Below are 22,283 nucleotides of genomic sequence, written 5' to 3' on the forward strand. Positions count from 1 at the left end.
CCCGCCGCCCGTCGCCCGCCGCGGTCAGCCCTGCCGGGCCTTGTTCCGCGGGGTGAGCTTGTTGATGACGAAGACGCGGCCGCGGCGGCGCACGACCTGCGCGCCGGGGAGCTTCTTGAGGGCCTTGAGCGAGTTGCGCACCTTCATGGTGGTCCTTTCGTGAGAACAGTTCTCAATAGACTAGCGCCATGCCCGCTCCTCGCCGACCCCTGCCCGTGCACGCCCAGCCGCCGTCGGGCGTCGTGCTCGTCGTGGGGGACGGATCCGGCCTCCGCTCCGTGCTGCGGGACGCGGTCGACGAGGTCTCGGCGTCGCTGCTCGTGCTGCCGCCCGAGGAGGCGGACCCGGTCGAGCCGATCGCGCGCTTCCTCGACGACCTCGCCGGGCGCGGGCCGGGCGCCGAGGCCGTGGTCGGGATCCCGGCGACCGCCGACGCGCGCGCGACCGGCATGGGCCTCGACCTCCTGCTGCGCCGCGAGCACGGGCTGCGACGCGCCCTCGGTGCGCCGGGATCCGGATTCGGGCTCCGGCACGTGGTCTCGGTCGTGCCCGCCGACCGGCTGCACGCGACGGCGTCCGGGCGCGTCGACGACGCCTTCGAGGAGGCGGAGACGCTCGTGGACCTCGTGGAGTACGCCACCGTCGTGGTGCTGACCGGCATGGCGCGGGTGCCCGTCGAGGCCCGCGGGACCCTGCTCGCGCTCGTGCGCCGGCTCGCCCCCCGTGCCACCGTGCTGGATGCGCGTCGGCCCCTCGCGCTCGGTCGGCTGCCGCGGTGGGGCGACGTCGCGGGGCTCGCGGCGTCGGCCGGGTGGATGCGCGAGCTCACGGCCGCGGACCGGGCCCTCCGTCCCGCCGACGTCGATCGGCGGGACGGGCCCGTCGGATCGGTCGTCGTCGGCGACCCGCGGCCGCTGCACCCCGGGCGGCTCGCCCGGGCGGTGGAGGAGGAGCTGCGGCCCGACCGCGCGGGGCTGGTGCTCCGCTCGAAGGGGTTCGTGGCGCTGGCGTCGCGGCCGGGCGAGGTGGGCGGCTGGTCGAGCGTGGGGTCGATGCTGACGCTCCAGCCGACCGGGATCGACCCGTGGCAGGAGCACGCGCCGCGCGGCACCGGGATCGCGTTCTTCGGGGTGGGGCTCCGACCCGACGTGCTGCGGCGGGCGATCGGGCGGGCGGTGCTCACGGGGGAGGAGCTGGCGGCGGGGCCGGCGGAGTGGTCCGGGTACGCGGATCCGTTCCCCCGGGTGGACGCGGACTGAACGCGGCGCGCCCGGACGCCGGGGAGGGTGACGGTCCGCCGAGAGGGGCGTCAAGGCCCTGGGCACTGCTCGGCGCCCGGCGTTCAGTGGGGAGGTGAAGCAGAACCGCACCGCAGAGGGCAGCACCCGCACGACCGCCACGACCACCGCCGAGGCCCCGGACGAGGGCGCCGCGGCCGCCGAGGACGCCGCCATCGTCCCGCCGCCGGAGCCCGGTCCCGACCCCGAGGACGCGCTCCGCGTCGCCCGCGAGGCGTTCGGCTGGGACGAGCTGCACGACGGCCAGGTGCGCACCATCGGGCCGCTCGTGCGCGGCCGCGACGCACTCGTCGTGATGCCCACGGGCTACGGCAACTCCGCCATCTACCAGGTCGCCACCGTGCTCCTGGACGGCCTCACGGTCGTCGTCTCGCCGCTCATCGCACTGCAGGCCGACCAGGTGCAGAACCTCGAGGAGGCGCCCGCCGCCCCGCCCGCGCGCGTGATCAACAGCACCGTCCGCGGGACGGCGCTCGACGAGGCGTGGGCGACCGTGGAGGAGCCCGGCGCGCGGATCGTGTTCCTCACCCCCGAGCAGCTGGCGCGCGACGAGGTCGTCGAGCGGCTGGTGCGGCGCGGCGTGTCCCTCGTGGTCATCGACGAGGCGCACTGCGTGGCGTCCTGGGGCCACGACTTCCGCCCCGACTACCTGGGGCTCGGCGGCGTGATCGACGCGCTCGGGCGCCCGCCGACCATCGCCATGACCGCGACCGGGTCGACGCCCGTGCGCACCGAGATCGAGGAGCGCCTGGGCCTCCGGGACCCGTTCGTGCTGTCGTCGGGCTTCGACCGCCCGAACATCCGGCTCGAGGTGCGGCGGCACACGGAGGAGCCCGAGAAGCGCCGCGCGATCGTCGAGCACGTGCGGGAGCAGACCCAGCCGGGCCTCGTCTACGTCGCCACGCGGAAGGACGCGGAGCAGTACTCGGAGGAGATCCGGGCGAGCGGCCTGCGCACCGACGCGTACCACGCGGGCCTGCCGGCGGCCGAGCGCGAGCGGGTGCAGACCGCCTTCCACGAGGACGACGTCGACGTCGTGGTGGCCACGAGCGCGTTCGGCATGGGCATCGACAAGCCGACCGTCCGGTACGTGGTGCACGCGGCGCCGCCCGAGTCGGTGGACGCCTACTACCAGGAGGTCGGGCGCGCGGGGCGCGACGGGGAGCCGGCAGTGGGGATCCTCCACTACCGCCCCGAGGACCTGGGCCTCCGCCGCTTCTTCGCGGCGCGCACGCCCCGGCCGGCGACCCTCCGCGACGTCTACGCGGCGGTCGCGGTGGCGGGCGCCGACGGCCCGGTGCGACCGGCGGCCGTCGCGGACCGCGCCGGCATGTCACCGCGCACCGTCGGCGGCGTGCTCAACCTGCTCGTGGACGCGGGGGTCCTCGGATCCGACCGCGAGGGCGCCGTCGTGGCGGAGGAGCCTCGACCCCCGCGAGGCCGCCGCGCGCGCGAAGGAGGTCGCCGAGGAGCGCGAGCGCATCGAGGTCTCGCGCCTGGAGATGATGCGCGGCTACGCGGAGACGCAGCAGTGCCGCCGCCAGTACCTGCTCGGCTACTTCGGCGAGGAGTCCCCGGAGCGCTGCGGCAACTGCGACGCGTGCGACCGGCTCGCGGGCGACGACGCGCACGACGCGGCGATGGAGGCGGCCGAGGGTGCCGACCCCGGTGCCGCCGGCGCGGTCCCCGGCGCGGACGGGCCGTCCGACGACCCGTTCCCCGCGCAGTCGGCCGTGACCCACGCCGAGTGGGGCCCCGGCACCGTGATGAGCACCGAGGACGACCGGATCACCGTGTTCTTCGAGAGGGAGGGCTACCGCGTGCTGTCGCTCAGGCTCGTGCGGGACGGGGGTCTTCTGCAGCCGGCGTGACCCGGGAGCGCGCGGCTGCGCCGACGGCCGCGTCCGCCCCCGCGGCGGCCCGCTCGGCCGCGTCGTGGTCGAGCCGCACCTCGCGGCCGGTCGCGGCCGACTCGTAGACGGCCTCGAGGATGCGCGTGAGGTGCAGGCCGTGCGTCGCCGGCGCCATCGACGCGCCCTCCCCGCGCACCATGCGCACGAACGCGTCGATCTCCGCCTGGAAGCCCTCCTCGAGGTCGAACGACAGGGAGTCGATGTTGGGCCGCAGCTCCACCACCGTGTCGTGCAGCTCCGTGGTGATCCGGAGCTCCGGCTCGAGCGTCGCCCCGCCGCGCTCGCCGAACACCTCGAACGACAGGTCGTCGCGGCCGTGCACGGAGTACGAGGTCTCGATCGAGAGCACCGCGCCGTCGGCGAACCGCACGAGCGCGCCCGCGAGGTCCTCGACGGGCTCGGTCGACGGCACCTGGTCGGCGCTGAGGTAGCGCGTCAGTCCGCGGATGTTCGTCCGGCCACCGAGCTTCCGGAACGTGTACCCGGTCACGGCGACGGGCTCGGGGAAGTCCATGAGGTACAGGGCCATGTCGATCAGGTGCACGCCGAGGTCGACGAGCGGTCCGCCCCCGGAGATCGACCGGTCGGAGAACCAGCCGCCCGGGTCGCCCGCCTGCCGGAGGAAGACCGCCTTCGCGTAGTAGATCGGCCCGAGGTCGCCGGCGTCGACGAAGCGCTTGAGGGTGACCGCGTTGGAGGAGTGGCGGCGCACGTAGCCGACCTGCACGGATCCGGCGCTCGCCGCCTCCGCGCGGACGATCGCCTCCGCCTGCGCGACGGTCAGGGCCATCGGCTTCTCCAGCAGCACGCTCTTGCCGGCCTCGAGCGCGGCGACGGCGATCTCCGCGTGCGTGTCGTTGCGCGTGCACACGCTCACGGCGTCGATGTCGGGGGAGGCGAGGAGCTCCCGGTGGTCGGTCGTGACGAGGGTCGCGCCGGTCTCGGCCGCGCGCCGGGCCGCCCGGTCGGCGTCGACGTCGCAGATGCCCGCGACGACGACGTCCGGGTTCTGGGCGTAGGCGGCGAGGTGGAGGCCCGCGATGGTGCCGGCGCCGATGACGCCGATGCGCACGGGACCGCTCATCGGACGGCCTCCGCGGCGAGGCGCTGCGCGGCGGCGAGGCCCGCGGTGAAGCCGGTGAGCGGATCCTCGAGGCCCTCGTACTCGATCGACACCGGACCGTCGAAGCCGGACGCGGCGACGAGCCCGAGGAGGCGGCCGATGGGCAGGTCGCCGGAGCCGACGACCGCGCCGCGGATGCCCCGTCCGCCGAGCGTGGTCATCCACGTGTCGTCCGGAGCCGTGTCGCGCACGTCGAAGTCCTTGAGGTGCACGACGGCGGCGTGGGGGAGGAGGAGCGGGACGGCCGTCTCGGGATCCTCGTCGACGCACAGGGAGTTGCCGACGTCGAGCGTGACGCGGAAGCCCGGCCGGTCGACGGCCTCCACGAGGCGGAGGATCCGGTCGCTCGCGTTCATGCTCATGCCGTGGTTCTCCACGGTGGTGGCGATGCCCAGCGTGGCGGCGTGGTCGGACAGCGCCCGGCAGACGGGCACGATCGTCGCGAACGCGCGCTCGAAGGCGTCGTCGTCGGCCTCCCGCCACGGCCAGGCGAACACGTCGTGGCGCAGCAGCGGGATCCCCAGCTCGTGCGCGACGCGGAGGTGGGCGTGCAGGCGCGCGACCTGGGCGTCGAGGTCGGGGTCGAGCAGGTCGGCGCCGACCGCGTAGTTCGCGAGCTCCACCCCGCGGGCGTCGGCGCGGGCCCGGATGGCGGCGACGAGGCCCGGGTCGTCGACGAGCTCGCTGCCGAGGCCCGCGATGGAGATCTCCAGGTGGCTGGCGTCGGAGTCGGCGACGAGGTCGACCACGTCGGGGACGGTCATGGTGCCGGCCTCCAGGGCCGGGGCGAACGTGTAGGAGCTGACGCCGATGCGCATGTGCGGCCTTCCGGATCCCGCGGCCGAGCGGCCGACGTGACCCACGGTAGGCGGGCGTCGTGCGCGGACGGTTCGGACGCGACCGGTTAACGGAGACGTAACCACCTCCCGGCGGGCCGGGGCGCGCGGATCCATATCGTGAGGAGGACGCGGCCCGCCCGCGCCGCCGACCCCGCTGGAGGGACCCATGCCGCACCGCCCCCGGATCGTCTCGCTCGGGATGTCGCTCGAGGCGAGCGTGTACTCGCCCGCCAGGACGCGCGTCGACCAGTTCGTGCGCACCGAGGGCGACGCCTACCTCGCGCGCTACCCGTTCCTCGCGCCCGGCGCGCCGCTGCGGGAGCGCACGCGCTGGACGGCGCTGCCGCACTTCCGCGCCATCCCCGGCGGCCCGGTGCCCGCCGACGACCACCGCGTCATCGTCGACGACCTCCTCGGCGCGCTCGCCCGCACCCTCGCGGAGGACGGCCCCGTCGACGGCGTGCTCTACGACGTGCACGGCGCCATGAGCGTCATCGGCACGGACGACCCGGAGGGCGTGCTCGCGGCCCGGATCCGCGCGCTGGTGGGCCCCGACGCCGTGATCTCCGCGACGATGGACCTGCACGGCAACGTCACGCCGCTGCTCGCCGGCACGGTCGACCTCATGACCTGCTACCGCCTCGCGCCGCACGAGGACGCGCTCGAGACGGTCGAGCGGGCCGTGCGGAACCTCGTCGACCGGCTCACGGGGCCGCGCCGCGGGGAGCCGGTCGCGACCGCGTGGGTGCCCGTGCCGATCCTGCTGCCCGGTGAGAAGACGAGCACGCGCGACGAGCCGGCGCGGAGCCTCTACGGGCGGATCCCCGGCATCACGGCGCGCGAGGGCGTGATCGACGCGGGCCTCTGGATCGGCTATGCCTGGGCCGACGAGCCCCGCAACCACGCGGCCGTCGTGGTGACCGGCGACGACGCCCGGGTGGTCGCGGCCTCCGCCGAGGAGCTCGCCGCCGAGCTCTGGCGGGTGCGCGACGACTTCCGGTTCGTCGCGCCCGTCGGCACGCTCGAGGAGTGCCTCGACCGGGCCGCGGCGAGCGACGCCCGGCCCTTCCTCGTCAGCGACTCCGGCGACAACCCGACGGCGGGAGGCGCGGGGGATGCGACGGGCACCCTGCGCGCGCTGCTCGACCGGCCGGAGATCCGCTCGGGCGCCGTGCAGGCCGTGTACGCGTCGATCCCGGACCCCGGCGCCGTCGCGGCGTGCGTGGCGGCCGGCGTCGGCGGCGAGGTCGACGTCCGCGCGGGCGCGCTCGTGGACGACACGGTGGCCCCGCCGGCGGAGCTCCGCGGAACGGTCGAGCATCTCGCCGAGGGCGACCCGGCGGCGGACGTGGAGGCGGTGGTGCGCGTGGGCGGGCTCCGGGTGATCCTCACGGCCCGGCGGAAGCCGTACCACCTCGAGTCGGACTTCACGCGGAACGGCATCGACCCGCGGCAGGCGGACGTGGTGGTGGTGAAGATCGGCTACCTGGAGCCGGAGCTGCACGCCATGGCGGCGGACTGGATGATGGCGCTGACGCCCGGCGGGGTCGACCAGGACCTCGCGCGGCTGCCGCACCACCGCATCATCCGGCCGATGGTGCCGTTCGACGAGGTGACGGGGACGCCGGACCTCTCGGCGCGGATGATGACGCGCGCGACCTGACCGGGGCGGTGGCGTCGCTCAGTAGAGCTGCGCGAGCGCCCGCCGCAGGCAGAGCTGGCCGATGCCGAGCACGCCCGCGTCGAGGCCGGCCTCGGTCTGCTGGATGCGGAGCGCGGTCGTCGCGAGCGGGTGGCAGCTCTCGTACAGCTGCGAGCGGATGGCGGCGACGAACGGCTCGACGGTGGACAGCATCCCGCCGATGACCACCACCTCGGGGTTGAAGAAGTTGACGACGGCCGCGAGCGTGTCGCCGACCGTGCGACCCGCCTGACGCAGCTGCGTGGTGGCGCGCGGATCCCCGTCGTGGGCGAGCCGCACGGCGTCCGGGAGGTCCCGCACGGGCGCGCCCGCGGCCCGCAGCCCGGCGACGATGCCGGCGGCGCCGACGACCGTCTCCAGGCAGCCGCTGTTGCCGCAGTTGCACGGGTTCCCGGCGGCCGCCGCGACCCGCACGTGCGCGATGTCGCCCGCCAGCGCGGTCGCCCCGCGGTACACGTGGCCGTTGATCACGATGCCGCAGCCGACGGACGCGCCGGCCTTGAGGAACAGCATGCTGCCCACGCGCACGCGGGAGGCGGCGGCCCCGGCGGTCGAGTGTCGCGTGCTCGCCGAGGCCCATCATGTTGGCGTCGTTGTCGACCACGGCGACCGCGTCGAACTCGTCCGCGAGCCAGCCGACGACGTCGAACCGGTGCCAGCCCGGCATCGACGCGGGCGACTCCACCATGCCGCGGGCGGTGTCGACGGGCCCGGGCAGGCACATGCCGACGCCGCGCACGACGGGGTGCCCCGACCCGGCGACCAGGACGCGCAGCGCCGCGGCCACGAGCGCGAGGACGCCGTGCGGGCCCGCGCCGATGTCGATGGGGATGGTGCGCGCGTCGACGATGGTGCCCGACATGCTGAGGAGGGCGAGGCGCGCGTGGCTCCGGCCGAGGTCGGCGGCGAGCATCACGCCCGCGTCGTCGCGCAGGTGCAGGACGCGCGGGCGGCGTCCGCCCGTCGGGTCGCCCGATCCGCGCTCCTCCACCAGGCCCGCGCGGAGCAGCTGCGCGATCTTCCCCGTGATGGTCGACGGCGGCAGGCCGAGCGTGCGGGCGAGGTCGGCGCGGTTCGTGGCCGAGCCCGTCGCGATCATGTACAGCAGCGCCGACGCGGTCTCGCCCGCGATCTCGCTGTCGGGGACCTGGCGCCGGATCCGCGGGGCGGCGGCACCAGGCGGGGGACGCCGAGGAGGCGGTCGGGCGCGCGCCCGCCGGGGCCGGGCGGCGGGAGCAGGCTCACGCGCTCACGACCTCGACGGCGGCCTCCACCGGCAGCCGTCCCGCGATGAGCGCCGACGCGATGACGCCGGCCTGCCCGCCGAAGCGGGCGGCGACCACGTGCGGGCGCCGCTGGAAGGTGAGGAGGGAGTCGAGCCGCTCGCGCAGCGGGCCGAGCAGCTGCTCGCCCGCGCGGGACAGCCCCCCGGCGACCACGACGACCTCGGGGGAGAGGATCGCCGTGAGCTGGGCGAGGGCGAGCGCCAGCGCGTCGATGCACGCGTCGACAACCCGCTGGGCGACCGCATCGCCCGCGGCGGCGGCCCGGAAGACGCGGGCCGACCCGCCGGCGGTCGTCGCGCTGCCGGTCGCGCGGGCGTACGCCTGCCGCGACGCCCTGGGCGGAGGCGACGGTCTCGAGGCAGCCGGATCCGCCGCACGCGCAGCGGACGCCCGCCTCGGATCCCACCGGCGTCGTGCGCAGGTGCCCGAGCTCGGCGCCGCGCCCGCCGGCGGTGTACAGCCGGCCGTCCACGAAGACGGCCGCGCCGATGCCCGTGCCGATCGTGATCACGACCGCGTCGCGTGCGCCGCGGGCCGCGCCCATCTCGAACTCGGCCACCCCGGCGCCGCGCGCGTCGTTGCCGAACGCGACCGGCAGCCCGGTGGCGGCCGCGAGCAGGTCGCGCATGGGCACGTCGCGGAGTCCCACGTGCTCCGCCAGCACGACCACGCCCCGGTCGTCGTCGACGACGCCGGCGACGTGCACGCCGATCGCCTGCGGGGCCGCCTCCGGGTGGTCGCGGGCCGCATCCGCCACGACGGTGGCGAGCGCGGCGACCAGGGCCTCGGCATCGTGCGTGGGGGTCGGGATGGAACGGGCCTCGAGGACCCGGCCGCCGGCTTCCACCAGGGCGATCTTGATGTCGGTGCCGCCGATGTCGAACGCGGCGACCGGCCGGGGGACCCGCAGCTCGAGCCGCGGGAGGTCCGTCACTTGACCGCGCCCGCGGTGAGGCCCGTCGCCATGCGCTTCTGCACGATGAGGAAGAGGACCACCACGGGGAGCGCCATGAGAGTGGATCCTGCCATGATCCCGCCCCAGTCGGTCTCCTGCATCTGGCCGCGGAAGCCCTGCAGCCAGAGCGGCAGCGTGCGGCTGTCGTCGGCGGAGAGCGTCACCAGCGCGAGCGTGTACTCGTTCCACGCGGCCAGGAAGCTGAAGATGCTGGAGGCGACGAGCCCGGATCCGAGCAGCGGCAGCGTCACCCGGCGGAACGCGCCGACCCGGCTGCAGCCGTCGAGCATGGCGGCCTCCTCGAGCTCGACGGGGATCCCGTCGACGAAGCCCTTGAGGACCCAGATGGTGAACGGCACGTTTGCGGCCAGGTAGAGCACGCTCAGGCCGAGGACGGAGTTGAGGAGGCCCCAGCCGTCGAGCATGCGGTACTGGGAGATGAACAGCGCCTCCGCGGGGATCATCTGGATCACGAGCACCGCCACGATCATCGACGTGCGCCCGCGGAAGCGGAACCGGCTGAGCGCGAACGCCGCCACCACGCCGAAGGCGAGCGATCCCGCCACCACGACGAGCGCGATGAGCGTGCTCATCCGCAGCGCCGACCAGAAGCGGGCGTCGCCCAGGACGCGGGCGAAGTGCTCGACCGTCCCGCCGATCGGGATCCAGGTGGGGGTGCGCGACGACAGCTGCGCGGGCGTGAGGAACGCCGCGTCCGCCATCCAGTAGACGGGGAAGAGCCAGAGGAGGCCGAACGCGACCGCCACGACGTCGAGCGCGATGCGGCCGGGCGAGCGGCGGCGCCGGGCGCGGGGCGCCCCGGGGTGGGCGGGGCACGGGCGGCGGCGCCGCGTCGGGAGAGCCCCCGGTCGACGGGCTCGCGGCCGACGAGCCCCCGGTCGTGGTCGCGCTGCGGTCGATGGTGGCGGTCATCAGCTGTCCCCCTCGGTCAGGAGCGCCCGGATGTAGCGCCACGTGAGCACCAGGCTGACCGCGAGCATGACCATGGCGGCCGCCGAGGCGACGCCGTAGTTCCCGCCGGAGAGCCCGATCTGGTAGACGAACGTGCCGAGCACGTTGGTCTGGTCGGTGATGCCGCTGCTCTGCTGCAGGATGTGCACCTGCGTGAAGACCCGCAGGTCCCAGATCACCTGCAGGAGGCTGACCAGCAGGAGCACGGGCGCCACCGACGGCGCCACGATGTGCACGAAGCGCTGCCGGGCGTCGGCCCCGTCGAGCTGGGCGGCCTCCATCATCGACTCGTCGAGCTGCGTCAGCCGACGCGTAGACCATGAACACGACGAGCGGCACGCTCATCCACGTGATGAGGAGGCCCGCCACCACGAAGAACGTGAGCGGATCCGACAGCCAGTTGTAGCCGACCATCCCCGGAGCCCCCAGCCGGCCGAGGACCCAGCCGACGACGCCGCTGCGCGGGTCGAACAGCAGCTGGAACACCTGAAGCGAGCTGAGCACGGGCATCGCCCAGGCGACCAGCATGACGATCTGCACGCCCACCGCGATCGACCGGCGCACCTGCGTCAGCAGCATCGCGCCCGCGGTGCCGATGAGCCACGGTGGCGGCGGCGCACGCGAGGCAGAAGCCCACCGACCGGCCGACGCGGCCCAGAACGCGGGATCCCCGAGGACCTGCGCGTAGTTGTCGAGCCCCACGAGCTCCGGCGCCTGCCCGAACTGCTGGGCGAGGCCGAAGCGCTGGAACGACATGATCACCTGCCGCGCGAGCGGGTAGCCGAGGCCGACCGCGACGATCGCGACCGCGGGCAGGACGAGCACCAGCGCGAGGCGGCGCTCGGCGCGCGGGCTCCCGGGGCGCCTCGAGCGCCGGCGCGGGCGCCGGCGTCGAGGTGGACGTGCTGAGGACGGCGCTCACGGGCGGGTCACGACGGGCCGAGGAGGCTCGTGAGCTTGGCGTCGGCGGCGGAGGCGAGCGCGACCGGGTCGCCGCCGGCGGCGACCGCGACGTAGAAGTCGTCGATGACCCGCGCGCCCTCGACGAGGGCCCAGTTCTCGGCGGCCGGCGTGCCCACGGAGTTCCGCACCGCCTCGGTGGTGAGGGTGGCGAGCTCGTCGCTGCCGAGGGCGGCGGCGTAGTCGAGGTTGCCGGGCACCCAGCCGCCCACGGTCGCGAAGTACTCCTGGAAGGGCTGCGAGAAGATGAGCCTCATCGCCTCCTTGGCGAGGTCCTGGTTCTTCGAGCGCCCCGATGGCGACGTTGGAGCCGCCCGCGAACGGGTGCCCGGCATCGCCTCCCGCGGCCGCGGGGAAGCCGAAGTACCCCACGTCCCCGGCATCGACGAGAGCCTGGTCGATGTTCGCCAGGTGCCAGTTGAAGCCGAAGAACATCGCGGTCTCGCCCGCGTTGAACGGCACCCACGGCTTCTCGGCGACCTCGCTGTCGGTGACGCCGCCGGCGGTGGATCCGGTGCTCCAGATCTCCTGCAGCGCCGCCAGCGCCTCCTGGCTCTCCGGGCTCGAGAGCGACCCCTTCCAGGTGTCGCCGTCCTGCTCGGCGAGCCGGCCGCCGTGGTGAACTGCCACGCCAGCGCCGACTGCCAGGAGATGCCCGGCAGGTAGATGCCGGAGAACGACGGGTCGTCCGCGTGCGCGGCCTGGAGGGTCGCGGCCGCGGCGGTCAGCTCGTCCATGCTCGTGGGGATGGCGACCCCCGCCTCGGCGAACATGCTCTTCCGGTAGAAGAACAGGCGGCTGCCCGCGTAGAACGGGGCCGCGTACATCTCCCCGTCGAAGGAGCCGAGCTCCACGAGCGACTGCGTGAGGCTGTCGCCGCCGAGCTCCTCCTTCATGTCCTCGAGGCTCATCAGCGCGCCGACCGCGCAGAAGGTAGGCGCCTGCGTGTTGCCCAGCTCGATGATGTCCGGGGTCGAGTCGGCGCTCGCGAGCGAGGTCTGGAGCTTGGAGACGATGCCGTCCCACACCTGCAGCTCGATGGTGAGGGTGGATCCCGGGTGCTGCTCCTCGAACGTCCTCTTCAGCCAGTCGCGCGCCTCCTGGGAGACCGAGTCGGTCATCATCCAGACGCGGAGGTCGGCGGTGGCGGGGCCGCCCGAGCCGCTGGATCCGGAGGCGCAGGCGGCGAGGAGCGCGGTGAGGCCGAAGGCCCCTCCCAGCCCGATGGCGGTGCGGCGGGTGATGTCGGCCATGGCGGTTCTCCTGGTCTGCACGTGTGCGGTGGCGGGTGGCACCCATGCTCCGAGCGCGGAGGGCCGCGCAGGCGTGCGGCGTGTAAATCGCGCCTGCATAAACATGTTCTTCATCTCCCGTCCGGCCGGACCCGGGTGCCCGTGCTTCCATGGGCGCATGCCGCGACCCGCCGACCCGTCCCCCGTCGACGCGTGGCCGTGGAGGTCGCCGTGCAGGACGCGGCGTCCGCGCGCATCGCGGCGGCCGCCGGCGCCGACCGGGTCGAGCTGTGCTCGGCGCTCGCGACGACGGGCGGCGTGACCCCGAGCATCGGGCTCGTGGAGGCGGCGGTGGGCGCCGGGCTGCCCGTCCACGTCCTCGTGCGACCCCGCCCGGGCGGGTTCGTGCACGACGCCGACGAGCGCGCGGTCATGCTGCGCGACGTGCGGGCGGCGCTCGCCGCGGGCGCGGCCGGCATCGTCTCCGGCGGCCTGACGGACGACGGGCGCGTCGACGCGGACCTGGTCGCGCGGCTGGTCGACGCCGCGGGCGGCGCCGTCGTCACCTTCCACCGCGCGATCGACGCCGTCGACGACCGGCTCTCGGCGCTGGACGCGCTCCTCGCGGCCGGGGTCGGTGCGCGTGCTCACGTCCGGCGGGGCCGCGCGGGCGGGCGACGGGCTGCCGGCGCTCGCGGAGCTGGTCGGCGCGGGCGGACGGGCGGATCGAGATCCAGGCCCGGCGGAGGGGTCACGGTCGACGCCATCCCCGAGCTCGTGGCCGCGGGCGTCGACGCCGTGCACCCTCTCCGCCCGGCGGCGCGTGGCCGCGACCCGCGTCGGGCCCGGTGGCGGGGAGGCGGCGCACGACCTGACCGACGGGGACCTGGTGGCAGCGGCTGTGCGAGCGGCGCGCGCGCTGCGACCGGCGCCGTGACCGGCGTCGTGCCGTGGCTCGAGCGCCACCAGGTCGCCCTCCCCCTCGCCGCGATCGCCGCAGGCGCCGGCATCGGTCTCCTGATCCCCGGGGCCCGTCATCTCGAGGCCGCCATCGAGCCGGTGCTCGCTCTGCTGCTGTTCGCGACGTTCCTCGGCGTCCCCCTTCGCCGCCATGGGACGCGCGCTCCGGGACGTCCGCTTCCTCGCCGCGGTCGCGGTGGCGGACTTCGTCGTCGTGCCCCTCATCGCGTACGGGCTGTCCCGCTTCGTCGCCGACGACCCGGCGCTGCTGTTCGGGGTGCTGCTGGTGCTGCTGACCCCGTGCGTGGACTACGTCATCGTCTTCGCGGGCCTTGCCGGCGGAGCCGCCGACCGGCTCCTCGCCGCGGCGCCGCTGCTGATGCTCGCGCAGATCCTGCTGCTGCCGGTGTACCTGCTCCTGATGATCGGCCCCGAGGGCGTCGCGGTCGTCGACGTCGGGCCGTTCGTCCGGGGGCTTCCTGGTCCTCATCGTGCTGCCGCTGACGGCGGCGGGGGTGGTCCAGGCCATCGCCCGCCGCCACCCGGCCGGGCGCGCCGTCGAGCGCTCGATGCAGGCCACCATGGTGCCGCTGCTGATGGCGACGCTCCTCACGGTCGTCGCCTCGCAGGCGGCCGCCGTCGGGGCGGCGGCCGGGCGCCTGGTGGTGCTGGTCCCGGTCTACGCGGCGTTCGTCGTGCTCGCGACCGTCGTCGGCATCGGCCTGGGGACGCTGTTCCGGCTCGACGTGCCGGCGGTACCCGGGCGCTCGCCTTCAGCGCGGCGACGCGCAACTCCCTCGTCGTGCTGCCGCTCGCAATAGCGCTGCCCGCGTCCCTCGGCGCTGGCGCCCCTGGTCGTGGTCACGCAGACCCTCGTGGAGCTCGTCGGCATGGTGGTCCTCGTTCCGGGTGATGGCCGCGTCTCGTCGCCGTCGGCGGTCAGCCGGGGCTGCCGCGCGGCGCCGCCGGCTGCAGCCGGGGGCCGGGAGTCCAGGGCCGGGAGCCGGGCCGCGGGTCTCCCGCACGCGGCCGTGCAGTCGCAGCCGGGCGGACGACGATGCGGCCGGCACCGTGGAGGTGCCGGCCGCGGTCGCGTGCCGCGACGTCCCTGTCGGAGGGGGAGACCGCGCGGTCCTCGCGGACGAGGTCAGTAGGCGATGCGCGGCGGTCGCCCGCTGTACACGGACCAGCGGATGGAGGCCCAGGGGTGGGAGTGCTGCCCTTCGAGCCGATGAGGTAGTACCCGTCCGTGCAGTGGTCGTCGGAATAGCTGAAGGCGTCGTACGCCTGGTCCCCGTAGACCAGGAGCCTCTTGGACGCGTCGTCGTCCAGGAGCTCCTCCGCACCGTCGCCGACGACCATGGACATGCACGTACTCCTGCTGCCGCCGTCCGTGATCAGGACGGAGCGGACATCGTTGGCCGCCCCGGTCTGGCGGGTCTGGATGTCGAGGTACCGCGCGGCGATCGCGGCGTGGGCGGGGGCGGTACCGGTGGCGAGGAGGGCCCCGCTGATCAGGAGCGCGGCGACGACGACTCCGCTGCTCTTCCGTCGTAGAAGGGATCTCTCGGCATGGCTTCTCCTGTCGGGGTGGGGCGGGGGATGCACGACCGATCGCGGGGTGGTGCGAGCGCAGGAGTCTGCGCCGACGGGGCGTCGCGCGCGGTCGAGATGTCCTCAGCGGGCAGTGCCGGAGCGCCGGGGCCCGGCGTGGGCCGCGCCCAGGGGGCGCACCCTGCGAGGGTGGGGGCATGCCCGCACCCGGATCCGCCCCGCACGACCCCGCCCACGACCGCGCCCACGCGCTCGACCTCGAGCGGATGCTCGCGGGCGTCGCGGGCGAGGACGGCGGCGCGGTCGACGACAGCATCCCGCAGCTGGCCGATGCGGATCCCGGGCTGTCGGCCGTCGCGCTCGTCACGCCCGACGGCCGCACCCGCCGCGCCGGGGACAGCGCGCACCCGTTCTCCATCCAGTCGGCGGTGAAGCCGTTCCTGCTCGCCCTGGCGCTCGCCGACACCGGCGGGGACGCCCTCGACGCCGTCGGCATCGAGCCGACGGGCGAGGCGTTCGACGCGATGGAGCTCGAGAGCGGCACCGGGCGTCCGCCGAACCCGATGGTCAACGCGGGGGCGATCCTCACGGCGAGCCTCGTCCGCGGGTCGTCCCCGGCGGAGCGCTCGGAGCGGATCCTCGCGGGCCTCGGCGCGTTCGCGGGGCGCCGCCTCGAGGTCGACGAGGAGGTCGCGGAGTCCGAGCGGCTGCTCGGCGACCGCAACCACGCGCTCGCGCACCTGATGCGCTCGGAGGGCACGCTGCACGTGACGGCCGACGAGGGCGTCGCCGCGTACGCCCGCGCATGCGCCGTGCTCGTGTCGGCCGAGGCGCTGGCGGCGATGGGCGCGACGCTCGCATGCGGCGGCCGGAACCCGCTGACGGGATCGCGCGTGGTGTCGAGGAGCGCGTCGCGCGCGACGTGGTCTCGGTGATGGCGACGTGCGGCGTCTACGACGGCTCGGGACGGTGGATGCGCCGGGTGGGCGTGCCCGCCAAGTCGAGCGTGTCCGGCGCCCTCGTGCTCGCGGCGCCCGGCCGGCTGGGAGCCGCGGTCTTCAGCCCGCCCCTCGACGACCGGGGCACCAGCGACTGCGCCGGCGCACGGCTCGCGCACGACCTCGCGGACGCCCTGGGCCTGCACGCGTTCGGCGCGGTGCCGCCCGAGGGTTGACACGTCAACCACTCTGCGCGATGGTGGACACGTCAACCACCGCGTCGGGCTCCCGGCGCGCGACCGTCCGGGAGGATCCGCCATGAACGCCACCGAGGCCACCACCGGGGCCGCTCCCGGGCGACCCGCGATCGTCGACCCGACGCGCTTCGAGATCGGCCTGGACTCGTTCGGCGAGCTCGCGACCGACGGCGACCGGATCCTCGGCGACGCCGAGACCGTGCGCCTGCTCGTGGAGGAGGCGCAGCTCGCGGAGGCCGTGGGGCTCGACGTCTTCAGCGTCGGCGAGCACTACCGGCAGGGCAACGTCCGACTGCTTCCAGGCCACCCCGGTCCTCCTCGCCGCGGCCGCGCAGGCCACCTCGACAATCCGGCTCGGCACGTCCGTCACGGTGCTGTCGACGCAGGACCCCGTGCGGCTCTACCAGGAGTTCGCGACGGTCGAGCTCGATCTCCGGCGGACGCACCCAGCTCGTGCTCGGCCGCGCATCCGCCACCGAGTCCCTCCCGCTGTTCGGCTACGACATCGCGCAGGATGCCGAGGAGCTGTTCGAGGAGAAGCTGGAGCTCTTCGTGCGGCTCATGCGCGAGGAGCGCGTCACCTGGTCCGGCCGGCACCGCCCGCCGCTGGACGACGTGCGCCTGCAGCCGCGCATGCCCGCCGGCGGGCATCCCCGCCTGGATCGGCATCGGCGGCAGCCCCGACTCCGTGGTGCGCGCGGCCCGGTACGGCCTGCCGCTCATGATGGCGATCATCGGCGGGCGTGCCGAGCGCTTCGCCGGCCACGCGGCGCTGTACCTCCGGGCCCTCGCGCAGGCCGGCCACGCCGAGCTGCCCATCGGCCAGCACTCGCTCGGCCTCGTCGCCGAGGCACCCCGACGAGGAGGCCCGCGAGCTGTACTGGCGCTACTGGGAGCCCGTCGTCACGCGGATGAGCGAGGAGCGCGGCTTCTACGCGCCCACCGCCGAGCGGTACACGGAGGAGACGGTCACCGGATCCCTCTTCGTCGGCTCGCCCGACACCGTCGCCCGCCGCATCGCGTGGATCGCACGCGAGAACCACCTCTCCCGGTTCGACCTCAAGTACGACCTCCTGCACATGCCGCGCCAGGCGCGCGAGCGCAGCATCCGCCTGCTCGGCGAGGAGGTCGACGCCGCGCGTGCGCGAGCTGCTCGCCGCCGACCCCGGGGGCGCTCGGCTCGCGGGGCGCCGGCCGGCGCGCATCACCGCGGACGGCGGACCCGTGCACGCCTGAGCCCGGCCGCGGGCGACGACGCCCCGGTACCCTGGATCCACCGAGGAGGACGACGCGGTCCGCGACGCCCGCAGCCCCGCGCCGCCGGCGCTCGCCGACCCCGGCGGAGCTGCACGTGTGGCGCGAGTACCTCGAGACGGCCGAGGCCGTGCGCCGCACCCTGGCGTCGGACTTCCAGTCGACCTCCGGCATCTCCACGGGCGACTACGGCGTGATGCTGGCGCTCAGCGAGGCGCCGGAGCACCGGCTCCGCTCGTCCGACCTCGCCGACGTCGTCGGCTGGGAGCGCAGCAGGCTGTCGCACCACCTGCGCCGCATGGAGGAGCGGGGCCTCATCCGCCGCGACCGGGACGCCTCCGACAGCCGCGGGGCGTGGATTTCCTCCCTGACCGCCGACGGGGCCACCGTGTTCCGCAGCTCCTCCTCCTCGCACCTGCGCCTCGTGCGCGAGGTGTTCATCGACGCCCTCGACGCCGAGGAGCTCGAGGCGGCGCGCGTCGTCGCGGCGGCCCTCCGCCGCCACGCCGCCGCGCGGGCCGCGTCCGACCCGCCGGCCCGCTGACGCCGACAGCCGCTGACGCCGGTCGCTCCTGACCTCCGACGGCCCCTGACCTCCGGCGACCCCCGCGCGTGCCGGCTCCGCCTACCCGTCGCGCTCGCGGCGCTCGCGGGCGCGCTCGGCCGCATCGGCCATGGCCTCGGCATGCGCCGGTCTTCGCCGCCCCGAGGGCCTCGTCGTCGTCCCGGAGGATGGCGACGCCCTCCGCCACCTGCGCCGTGAACGCCCGCAGCGAGTCGGCGGGCGTGGGCGCGAAGTCCTCGTGCTCGTCGCCGTCGCCGGCCAGACCCTCGGGGAGGCGCCGCAGCTCGGCCGATCCCGCGTCCTCGGCCCGCCGTGCGGCGTGCTCGACGCAGAGGCGGGCGACCTCGTCGGCGTGCGCGTGCATCACCGAGTGCGCCGCCCCGGGGATCTCCCACAGCCGGGCCCGCGGCGGCGGCCGCCCCCATCTCCTCCACCCAGGCGCGCGGGGCGACGGCGTCGTGCTCGCCGCGGATGACGAGCGTGCTGGCCCGGATGCGGGGGAGGCGGTCCTCGATCCGGTACCGCATCATCTTCGGCAGCACCCGGAGGAACCAGCGGACCCCGCAGACCAGGTAGGCGCGGATCGCGAGCACCTTGATGCGCGACGGCTCGTGCAGCGTCGACTGCAGGAACCGCACCGCGGCCCGCGGGATGGTGCGCTCCGCGCAGGGTACACGACCGGGCCGATGAGCACCAGCGTGCTGAGCCCGGGCGGCCGGGAGGCGAGGTCCGCCACCACCTGCGTGCCCATCGAGTGGCCGACGAGCACCGGGTGGTCGAGGCCGAGAGCTCGTCGATCGCCGGCGCCCACCAGGTCGGCGTACTCGCGGATCTCGAGGGCGCGCCCGGGTGCGCGACGCCCGCGAAGCCCGGCAGGTCGAGGGCGTGCACCGGGCCGTGGTCGTTGAGCACGGGGGCGAGGCGCTCGAAGTAGTCCGACGAGACGCCGATGCCGGGGACGAGCACGAAGGGGCGGTCGCCGTCGGTGCCGATGGTGCTGATCCGCACCGCGAGGCCGTCGCGGACGACGCGCGTGACGGTGACGCGCGTGTCGGAGCGGTCGCGCGGGCGGGGAGCGGACCGGCTGCCCGCCGGTCGGGCGGCGTGCGGGCGGTGGGCCATGCGGGCTCCTCGGGGTGGACGGCGCGTGGATCCGCGAGGCGTCCACGCTAGGGCACCGCGCCTCGGGAGTCGCCGGGCGGGGGCCGGGCGGACAGGCGAGCCGGCCACGTGCGCGTCCGCTCAGGCGGCGGCGTCCCCACCCGAGACGCAGAGGCAGAACGGGTGGCCCGCGGGATCCGCGTACACGTCGAAGCGGTCGGCGGCCGTCGGGTCCTCGGCGGGCTGCAGGAGGCACCCCACCCAGGGCGAGCACGCGCTCGCGGCCCGCGTCGAGGTCGTCCACGTAGAGGTCGAGGTGCATCTGCATCTGCTGGCGCGGGCCCTCGCCCGGCCACACCGGCGGCGTGAAGTCGGGCGCGAGCTGGAACCCGAGGCGCCACTCGCCGTCGACGCGGACGCTGTGCCAGTCGTCCTCCGCGTCGACCTCCCCGCCGAGGAGGCCGGCCCAGAAGGCGCTCTCCGCGGCCAGGTCGGGGGCGTCGAACACGGTGATCGTGCGGTGGATCCTCACGGCTGCTCCTCCTCGTCGTCGAGCGGTGCTGCCAGCCTGGCACCCGGTCGGCGGTCGGGGAAGGGCGGTCCGGGACGGGCGTTCCGGGATGGGCGGTCGCGCGGCGCGCCCACCGGGAGCAGCCGGCTAGCGGTGCAGCGTGACCGCGGGATCGACGCCGTACGCGTCCCGGTAGTGCCGGGCGAAGCGGCCGACCTGGGGAAGCCCCACCGCAGCGCGATGTCCGCGACGCCCGGCCCCCGCGTGGGGTCCGCGTCGACGAGGTCCATGTGCGCCGCGGCCAGCCGCGTCCGGCGGAGGTACCGGCCGGGACGCGGCTCTCCGCCACGCACTGGAACGTGCCGTCGGACACCACGGAGCCGAGCGCGAACCGGGGCTCGGCCACCATGTCCTCCGCGTAGCCGAAGTCGTCCCCCGCCAGCTCGACGTGGCCGTACAGCTCGCGGAGGGTCCGCTCGGCCTCGTCCGCCCGGCGGGTCCGGACGCGGTGGCGCACCAGATCGGTCACGGGACCTCCGTTCGACGTCGGGGGCCGCCCCCGACGACGGCCGCGCACCTGGCCGCCCGCTGACGTGCTCCGTGCTGTGAGGGGGAGGATACCGCGGCACCCCCGAGGGTCCGCCACGCCGGGGCGGGACGGGGGCGGCGTCCGCCGCGTCGGGGGCGTCCGCGCGGATCCCGCACCGGATGCATCGCCGCGGCACTGGGATCCGACGCCCGACCGGCGGTAGGTTTGACGACGGCGCCTCACGCGCCGACCACCCTGCGGGCATCGTCGCTCAGGTCGTCCACGGACGGCGGGAGCGGACGACGGCCGTCGGGCCACCAGTCCCCTCCTGAAAGGAGCGACCATGACCGCCCCCTCCGTCCAGCTCTACACGGTCCGCGACGCAGTCTCCGCGGACCTCCAGGGCGCCGTCGCCCGCGTGGCCGAGATCGGCTACACGCAGGTCGAGCCGTACGCGTTCGTCGAGCGCGCCGACGAGTTCGCCGCGGCCTTCGCCGCGTCCGGCGTCACCGCGCCCTCCGGCCACGCGCCCGTCATCGACGGCGACGACGACCAGGCCGCCCGCACCTTCGACGCCGCTGCGAAGCTCGGGATCCGCACCGTCATCGACCCGTTCATCCCCTCGGAGCGCTGGCAGACCGCCGACGACGCGCACCGCATCGCCGACCGGGTCAACGACCTGCAGGCGCAGGCCGCCGCGCGCGGGCTCGCCTTCGGATACCACAACCACCAGTGGGAGTTCGCGAACAAGGTCGACGGACGCCCCGTCTACGAGCTGTTCGTCGAGCGCCTGAACGCCGAGGTCGTCCTCGAGCTCGACACGTTCTGGTCGACCGTCGGCGGCATGGACACGCCGGCGCTCCTCCGCTCCCTCGGCGACCGCGTGCAGTTCCTGCACGTGAAGGACGGCAAGATCTCCGAGGCGATCGCGAAGGTGCTCCCGAGCGCCGAGTCCGCGCTCGAGGTGCCGGCGGAGCTCGCGCAGGCCTTCAAGCTGCAGCTCCCCGCCGGCCAGGGCGACGTCGACGTCGCCGCCGTGCTGGCGGCCGCGCCGCACGCGCTGCGCGTCGTGGAGTTCGACGACTACGAGCACGACGTGTTCGACGGCATCGCGGCGTCGTACGCCTGGCTGCAGGAGAACGACAAGTGAGCCGCGGCACCGGACGCGTCGGCGTCGGCGTCATCGGCGCGGGCGTCATCTCGGGCACCTACCTGGAGAACATGACGGCGTTCCCGGACCTCGAGGTCCTGTTCGTCGCCGACATCGACCTCGACCGGGCGCGCTCGCGCGCCGAGGAGCACGGCGTGCCGGGCCACGGCACCGTCGAGGAGCTGCTCGCGATCGAGGAGATCGAGATCGTCGTGAACCTCACGCTGCCCGCCACCCACGCCGAGGTCGGCCGGCGCATCGTCGCCGCCGGCAAGAACGTGTGGAGCGAGAAGCCGCTGGCCCTCGACCACGCCTCGGGCGCGGATCTGCTGGAGGCGGCCCGCGCGGCCGGCGTGCAGGTCGCGTGCGCCCCGGACACCGTGCTCGGCGCGGGGATCCAGAGCGCCATGCGGTCCATCGCCCGCGGCGACATCGGCGAGCCGCTCACGGCGACGACGATCTTCCACGTGCCCGGCCCCGACGCCTGGCACCCGAACCCCGAGTTCCTGTTCGCGCACGGCGCCGGGCCCCTCTTCGACATGGGCCCGTACTACGTGACGACGCTGGTGCACGCGTTCGGCGCGGCCGAGAAGGTCAGCGCGGTGTCCTCGACGTCGCGCACCACCCGCACCATCGGCAGCGGCCCGCGCGCGGGCACCGACTTCCCGGTGGAGGTGCCCACGCACCACGCGGCGCTCATCTCGTTCGCGGGGGGCCAGTCGGCGCAGTCCACGTTCAGCTTCCAGAACGCGCTGCCGCGGGCCGGCTTCGTCGAGATCTCGGGCAGCGAGGGCACCATCGTGCTCCCCGACCCGAACATGTTCGACGGCGAGAGCCAGCTGTGGCGCTTCGGCCAGGAGGAGCCCGAGACGCTGGCCGCGACGGGATCCACGTACGGCCGGGGCTCCGGCGTGCTGGACCTGGCGCGCAGCATCCGCGGCGGCGACCCCGTGCGCGCGTCCGGCGAGGTCGCCGCGCACGTGCTCGACGTGCTGCTCGCGATCCGCGACGCGGCCGACAGCCGCGAGGTCGTGCAGGTCGCGTCCACGGTGGAGAAGCCGACGCCGCTCGCCGAGGACTGGGACCCGGCGGCCGCGACGCTGTAGCGCCGGACCCGCACCACCCGCTCGACCCGCACCACCCGCTCGACCCGACGGCCCCGCATCCTCCCGTGGATGCGGGGC

Annotated in this window: 18 protein-coding genes and 6 pseudogenes; 12 read left to right on the plus strand and 12 right to left on the minus strand. The window is 75.2% G+C overall.

Features of this window, described 5'->3' with window-relative positions; translation table 11 throughout:
- Positions 1-24: 24 nt before the first annotated feature.
- The gene (gene ykgO / locus ACZ411_RS12055; protein ID WP_094114654.1) at positions 25-147 is read right to left on the minus strand and encodes a type B 50S ribosomal protein L36; all 123 of its coding nucleotides are present in this window, start codon (positions 145-147) and stop codon (positions 25-27) included.
- 41 nt (positions 148-188) lie between these two features.
- On the opposite strand from ykgO, the gene ACZ411_RS12060 reads away from it, so the two are divergent.
- Positions 189-1,259, plus strand: a complete 1,071-nt coding sequence (locus ACZ411_RS12060) for a GTP-binding protein (protein WP_104289509.1) — start codon at positions 189-191, stop codon at positions 1,257-1,259.
- Positions 1,260-1,353: 94 nt separating this feature from the next.
- Positions 1,354-3,169 (plus strand): annotated as a pseudogene (locus tag ACZ411_RS12065) (RecQ family ATP-dependent DNA helicase).
- Here the strand turns inward: ACZ411_RS12065 and ACZ411_RS12070 are convergent.
- Positions 3,129-4,295 carry a Gfo/Idh/MocA family protein gene (locus ACZ411_RS12070; RefSeq protein ID WP_464170893.1) on the minus strand — a complete coding sequence of 389 codons (1,167 nt, stop codon included), beginning with the start codon at positions 4,293-4,295 and terminating at the stop codon, positions 3,129-3,131. The pseudogene ACZ411_RS12065 and the gene ACZ411_RS12070 sit on opposite strands and share 41 nt — an antisense overlap.
- Entirely contained in the window at positions 4,292-5,152 is an 861-nt protein-coding gene (locus ACZ411_RS12075; RefSeq protein ID WP_104289512.1) for a sugar phosphate isomerase/epimerase family protein, read from the minus strand. The genes ACZ411_RS12070 and ACZ411_RS12075 overlap by 4 nt, the downstream gene beginning before the upstream one ends.
- A 187-nt stretch (positions 5,153-5,339) precedes the next feature.
- On the opposite strand from ACZ411_RS12075, the gene ACZ411_RS12080 reads away from it, so the two are divergent.
- Entirely contained in the window at positions 5,340-6,836 is a 1,497-nt protein-coding gene (locus tag ACZ411_RS12080; RefSeq protein ID WP_104343569.1) for a M81 family metallopeptidase, read from the plus strand.
- Between the two features lie 18 nt (positions 6,837-6,854).
- Here ACZ411_RS12080 and ACZ411_RS12085 read toward each other — a convergent pair whose 3' ends face one another.
- From ACZ411_RS12085 to ACZ411_RS12110, 6 genes and pseudogenes are all read right to left on the minus strand, one after another.
- Positions 6,855-7,403, minus strand: coding sequence for an ROK family protein (locus ACZ411_RS12085; RefSeq protein ID WP_464170896.1), 549 nt, complete (start codon positions 7,401-7,403; stop codon positions 6,855-6,857).
- Positions 7,404-7,443: 40 nt separating this feature from the next.
- Positions 7,444-7,974, minus strand: a pseudogene (locus tag ACZ411_RS12090) (ROK family transcriptional regulator); the annotation flags it as partial.
- Positions 7,975-8,116: 142 nt separating this feature from the next.
- A pseudogene (locus tag ACZ411_RS12095) lies at positions 8,117-8,401 on the minus strand (ROK family protein); the annotation flags it as partial.
- A gap of 133 nt (positions 8,402-8,534) precedes the next feature.
- Positions 8,535-9,095, minus strand: a pseudogene (locus ACZ411_RS12100) (ROK family protein); the annotation flags it as partial.
- On the minus strand, positions 9,092-9,883 hold the full coding sequence (locus ACZ411_RS12105) for a carbohydrate ABC transporter permease (protein WP_464170898.1): 792 nt from the start codon (positions 9,881-9,883) through the stop codon (positions 9,092-9,094). The pseudogene ACZ411_RS12100 and the gene ACZ411_RS12105, both read right to left, overlap by 4 nt.
- A gap of 165 nt (positions 9,884-10,048) precedes the next feature.
- Positions 10,049-10,372, minus strand: a complete 324-nt coding sequence (locus ACZ411_RS12110) for a carbohydrate ABC transporter permease (RefSeq protein WP_464170900.1) — start codon at positions 10,370-10,372, stop codon at positions 10,049-10,051.
- Between the two features lie 242 nt (positions 10,373-10,614).
- Between ACZ411_RS12110 and ACZ411_RS12115 the strand changes: the two genes are divergently transcribed.
- Entirely contained in the window at positions 10,615-10,776 is a 162-nt protein-coding gene (locus ACZ411_RS12115; protein ID WP_464170902.1) for a hypothetical protein, read from the plus strand.
- Positions 10,777-11,017: 241 nt separating this feature from the next.
- Here the strand turns inward: ACZ411_RS12115 and ACZ411_RS12120 are convergent, their stop codons facing one another.
- Positions 11,018-12,301 (minus strand): extracellular solute-binding protein, encoded by a 1,284-nt coding sequence (locus ACZ411_RS12120; RefSeq protein ID WP_464170905.1) that lies wholly within the window; start codon positions 12,299-12,301, stop codon positions 11,018-11,020.
- Positions 12,302-12,511: 210 nt separating this feature from the next.
- On the opposite strand from ACZ411_RS12120, the pseudogene ACZ411_RS12125 reads away from it, so the two are divergent.
- Together ACZ411_RS12125 and ACZ411_RS12130 are read left to right on the plus strand one after the other, a co-directional pair.
- Positions 12,512-12,856, plus strand: a pseudogene (locus ACZ411_RS12125) (copper homeostasis protein CutC); the annotation flags it as partial.
- A gap of 357 nt (positions 12,857-13,213) precedes the next feature.
- Positions 13,214-14,145, plus strand: a pseudogene (locus ACZ411_RS12130) (bile acid:sodium symporter); the annotation flags it as partial.
- Between the two features lie 34 nt (positions 14,146-14,179).
- Here ACZ411_RS12130 and ACZ411_RS12135 read toward each other — a convergent pair.
- A complete protein-coding gene (locus ACZ411_RS12135; protein ID WP_464171158.1) occupies positions 14,180-14,848 on the minus strand; it encodes a hypothetical protein in 669 nt (222 codons plus the stop codon).
- A gap of 143 nt (positions 14,849-14,991) precedes the next feature.
- On the opposite strand from ACZ411_RS12135, the gene ACZ411_RS12140 reads away from it, so the two are divergent.
- From ACZ411_RS12140 to ACZ411_RS12155, 4 genes are all read left to right on the plus strand, one after another.
- Positions 14,992-15,729: a glutaminase gene (locus tag ACZ411_RS12140; protein ID WP_464170907.1), complete on the plus strand. Its 738-nt coding sequence runs from the start codon at positions 14,992-14,994 to the stop codon at positions 15,727-15,729.
- The gene (locus ACZ411_RS12145) at positions 15,729-15,968 is read left to right on the plus strand and encodes a glutaminase (RefSeq protein ID WP_464171140.1); all 240 of its coding nucleotides are present in this window, start codon (positions 15,729-15,731) and stop codon (positions 15,966-15,968) included. Before ACZ411_RS12140 ends, ACZ411_RS12145 begins: the two co-directional genes overlap by 1 nt.
- Positions 15,969-16,442: 474 nt before the next feature.
- Positions 16,443-16,904, plus strand: coding sequence for an LLM class flavin-dependent oxidoreductase (locus ACZ411_RS12150; protein WP_464170909.1), 462 nt, complete (start codon positions 16,443-16,445; stop codon positions 16,902-16,904).
- 469 nt (positions 16,905-17,373) lie between these two features.
- A complete protein-coding gene (locus tag ACZ411_RS12155; protein WP_464171142.1) occupies positions 17,374-17,787 on the plus strand; it encodes a MarR family winged helix-turn-helix transcriptional regulator in 414 nt (137 codons plus the stop codon).
- Between the two features lie 547 nt (positions 17,788-18,334).
- Here ACZ411_RS12155 and ACZ411_RS12160 read toward each other — a convergent pair.
- Complete coding sequence (locus ACZ411_RS12160; protein ID WP_464170911.1) at positions 18,335-19,441, minus strand: VOC family protein; 1,107 nt, start codon at positions 19,439-19,441, stop codon at positions 18,335-18,337.
- Positions 19,442-20,292: 851 nt separating this feature from the next.
- On the opposite strand from ACZ411_RS12160, the gene ACZ411_RS12165 reads away from it, so the two are divergent.
- Together ACZ411_RS12165 and ACZ411_RS12170 are read left to right on the plus strand one after the other, a co-directional pair.
- Positions 20,293-21,099, plus strand: coding sequence for a sugar phosphate isomerase/epimerase family protein (locus tag ACZ411_RS12165; RefSeq protein WP_104343558.1), 807 nt, complete (start codon positions 20,293-20,295; stop codon positions 21,097-21,099).
- Positions 21,096-22,205, plus strand: a complete 1,110-nt coding sequence (locus tag ACZ411_RS12170; RefSeq protein ID WP_464170914.1) for a Gfo/Idh/MocA family protein — start codon at positions 21,096-21,098, stop codon at positions 22,203-22,205. Before ACZ411_RS12165 ends, ACZ411_RS12170 begins: the two co-directional genes overlap by 4 nt.
- The last annotated feature ends 78 nt before the right edge of the window (positions 22,206-22,283 follow it).

It is taken from the genome of Clavibacter sp. AC415, from assembly GCF_979252985.1.

What these genes read in the sequence shown, in the direction of transcription:
- ACZ411_RS12070 (WP_464170893.1), bottom strand. Translation starts at nt 4,295, where the DNA reads ATGAGCGGTCCCGTGCGCATCGGCGTCATCGGCGCCGGCACCATCGCG.
- ACZ411_RS12145 (WP_464171140.1), top strand. Translation starts at nt 15,729, where the DNA reads ATGGCGACGTGCGGCGTCTACGACGGCTCGGGACGGTGGATGCGCCGG.
- ACZ411_RS12075 (WP_104289512.1), bottom strand. Translation starts at nt 5,152, where the DNA reads ATGCGCATCGGCGTCAGCTCCTACACGTTCGCCCCGGCCCTGGAGGCC.
- ACZ411_RS12060 (WP_104289509.1), top strand. Translation starts at nt 189, where the DNA reads ATGCCCGCTCCTCGCCGACCCCTGCCCGTGCACGCCCAGCCGCCGTCG.
- ACZ411_RS12140 (WP_464170907.1), top strand. Translation starts at nt 14,992, where the DNA reads ATGCCCGCACCCGGATCCGCCCCGCACGACCCCGCCCACGACCGCGCC.
- ACZ411_RS12080 (WP_104343569.1), top strand. Translation starts at nt 5,340, where the DNA reads ATGCCGCACCGCCCCCGGATCGTCTCGCTCGGGATGTCGCTCGAGGCG.
- ACZ411_RS12110 (WP_464170900.1), bottom strand. Translation starts at nt 10,372, where the DNA reads ATGATGGAGGCCGCCCAGCTCGACGGGGCCGACGCCCGGCAGCGCTTC.
- ACZ411_RS12165 (WP_104343558.1), top strand. Translation starts at nt 20,293, where the DNA reads ATGACCGCCCCCTCCGTCCAGCTCTACACGGTCCGCGACGCAGTCTCC.
- ykgO (WP_094114654.1), bottom strand. Translation starts at nt 147, where the DNA reads ATGAAGGTGCGCAACTCGCTCAAGGCCCTCAAGAAGCTCCCCGGCGCG.
- ACZ411_RS12115 (WP_464170902.1), top strand. Translation starts at nt 10,615, where the DNA reads ATGACGATCTGCACGCCCACCGCGATCGACCGGCGCACCTGCGTCAGC.
- ACZ411_RS12120 (WP_464170905.1), bottom strand. Translation starts at nt 12,301, where the DNA reads ATGGCCGACATCACCCGCCGCACCGCCATCGGGCTGGGAGGGGCCTTC.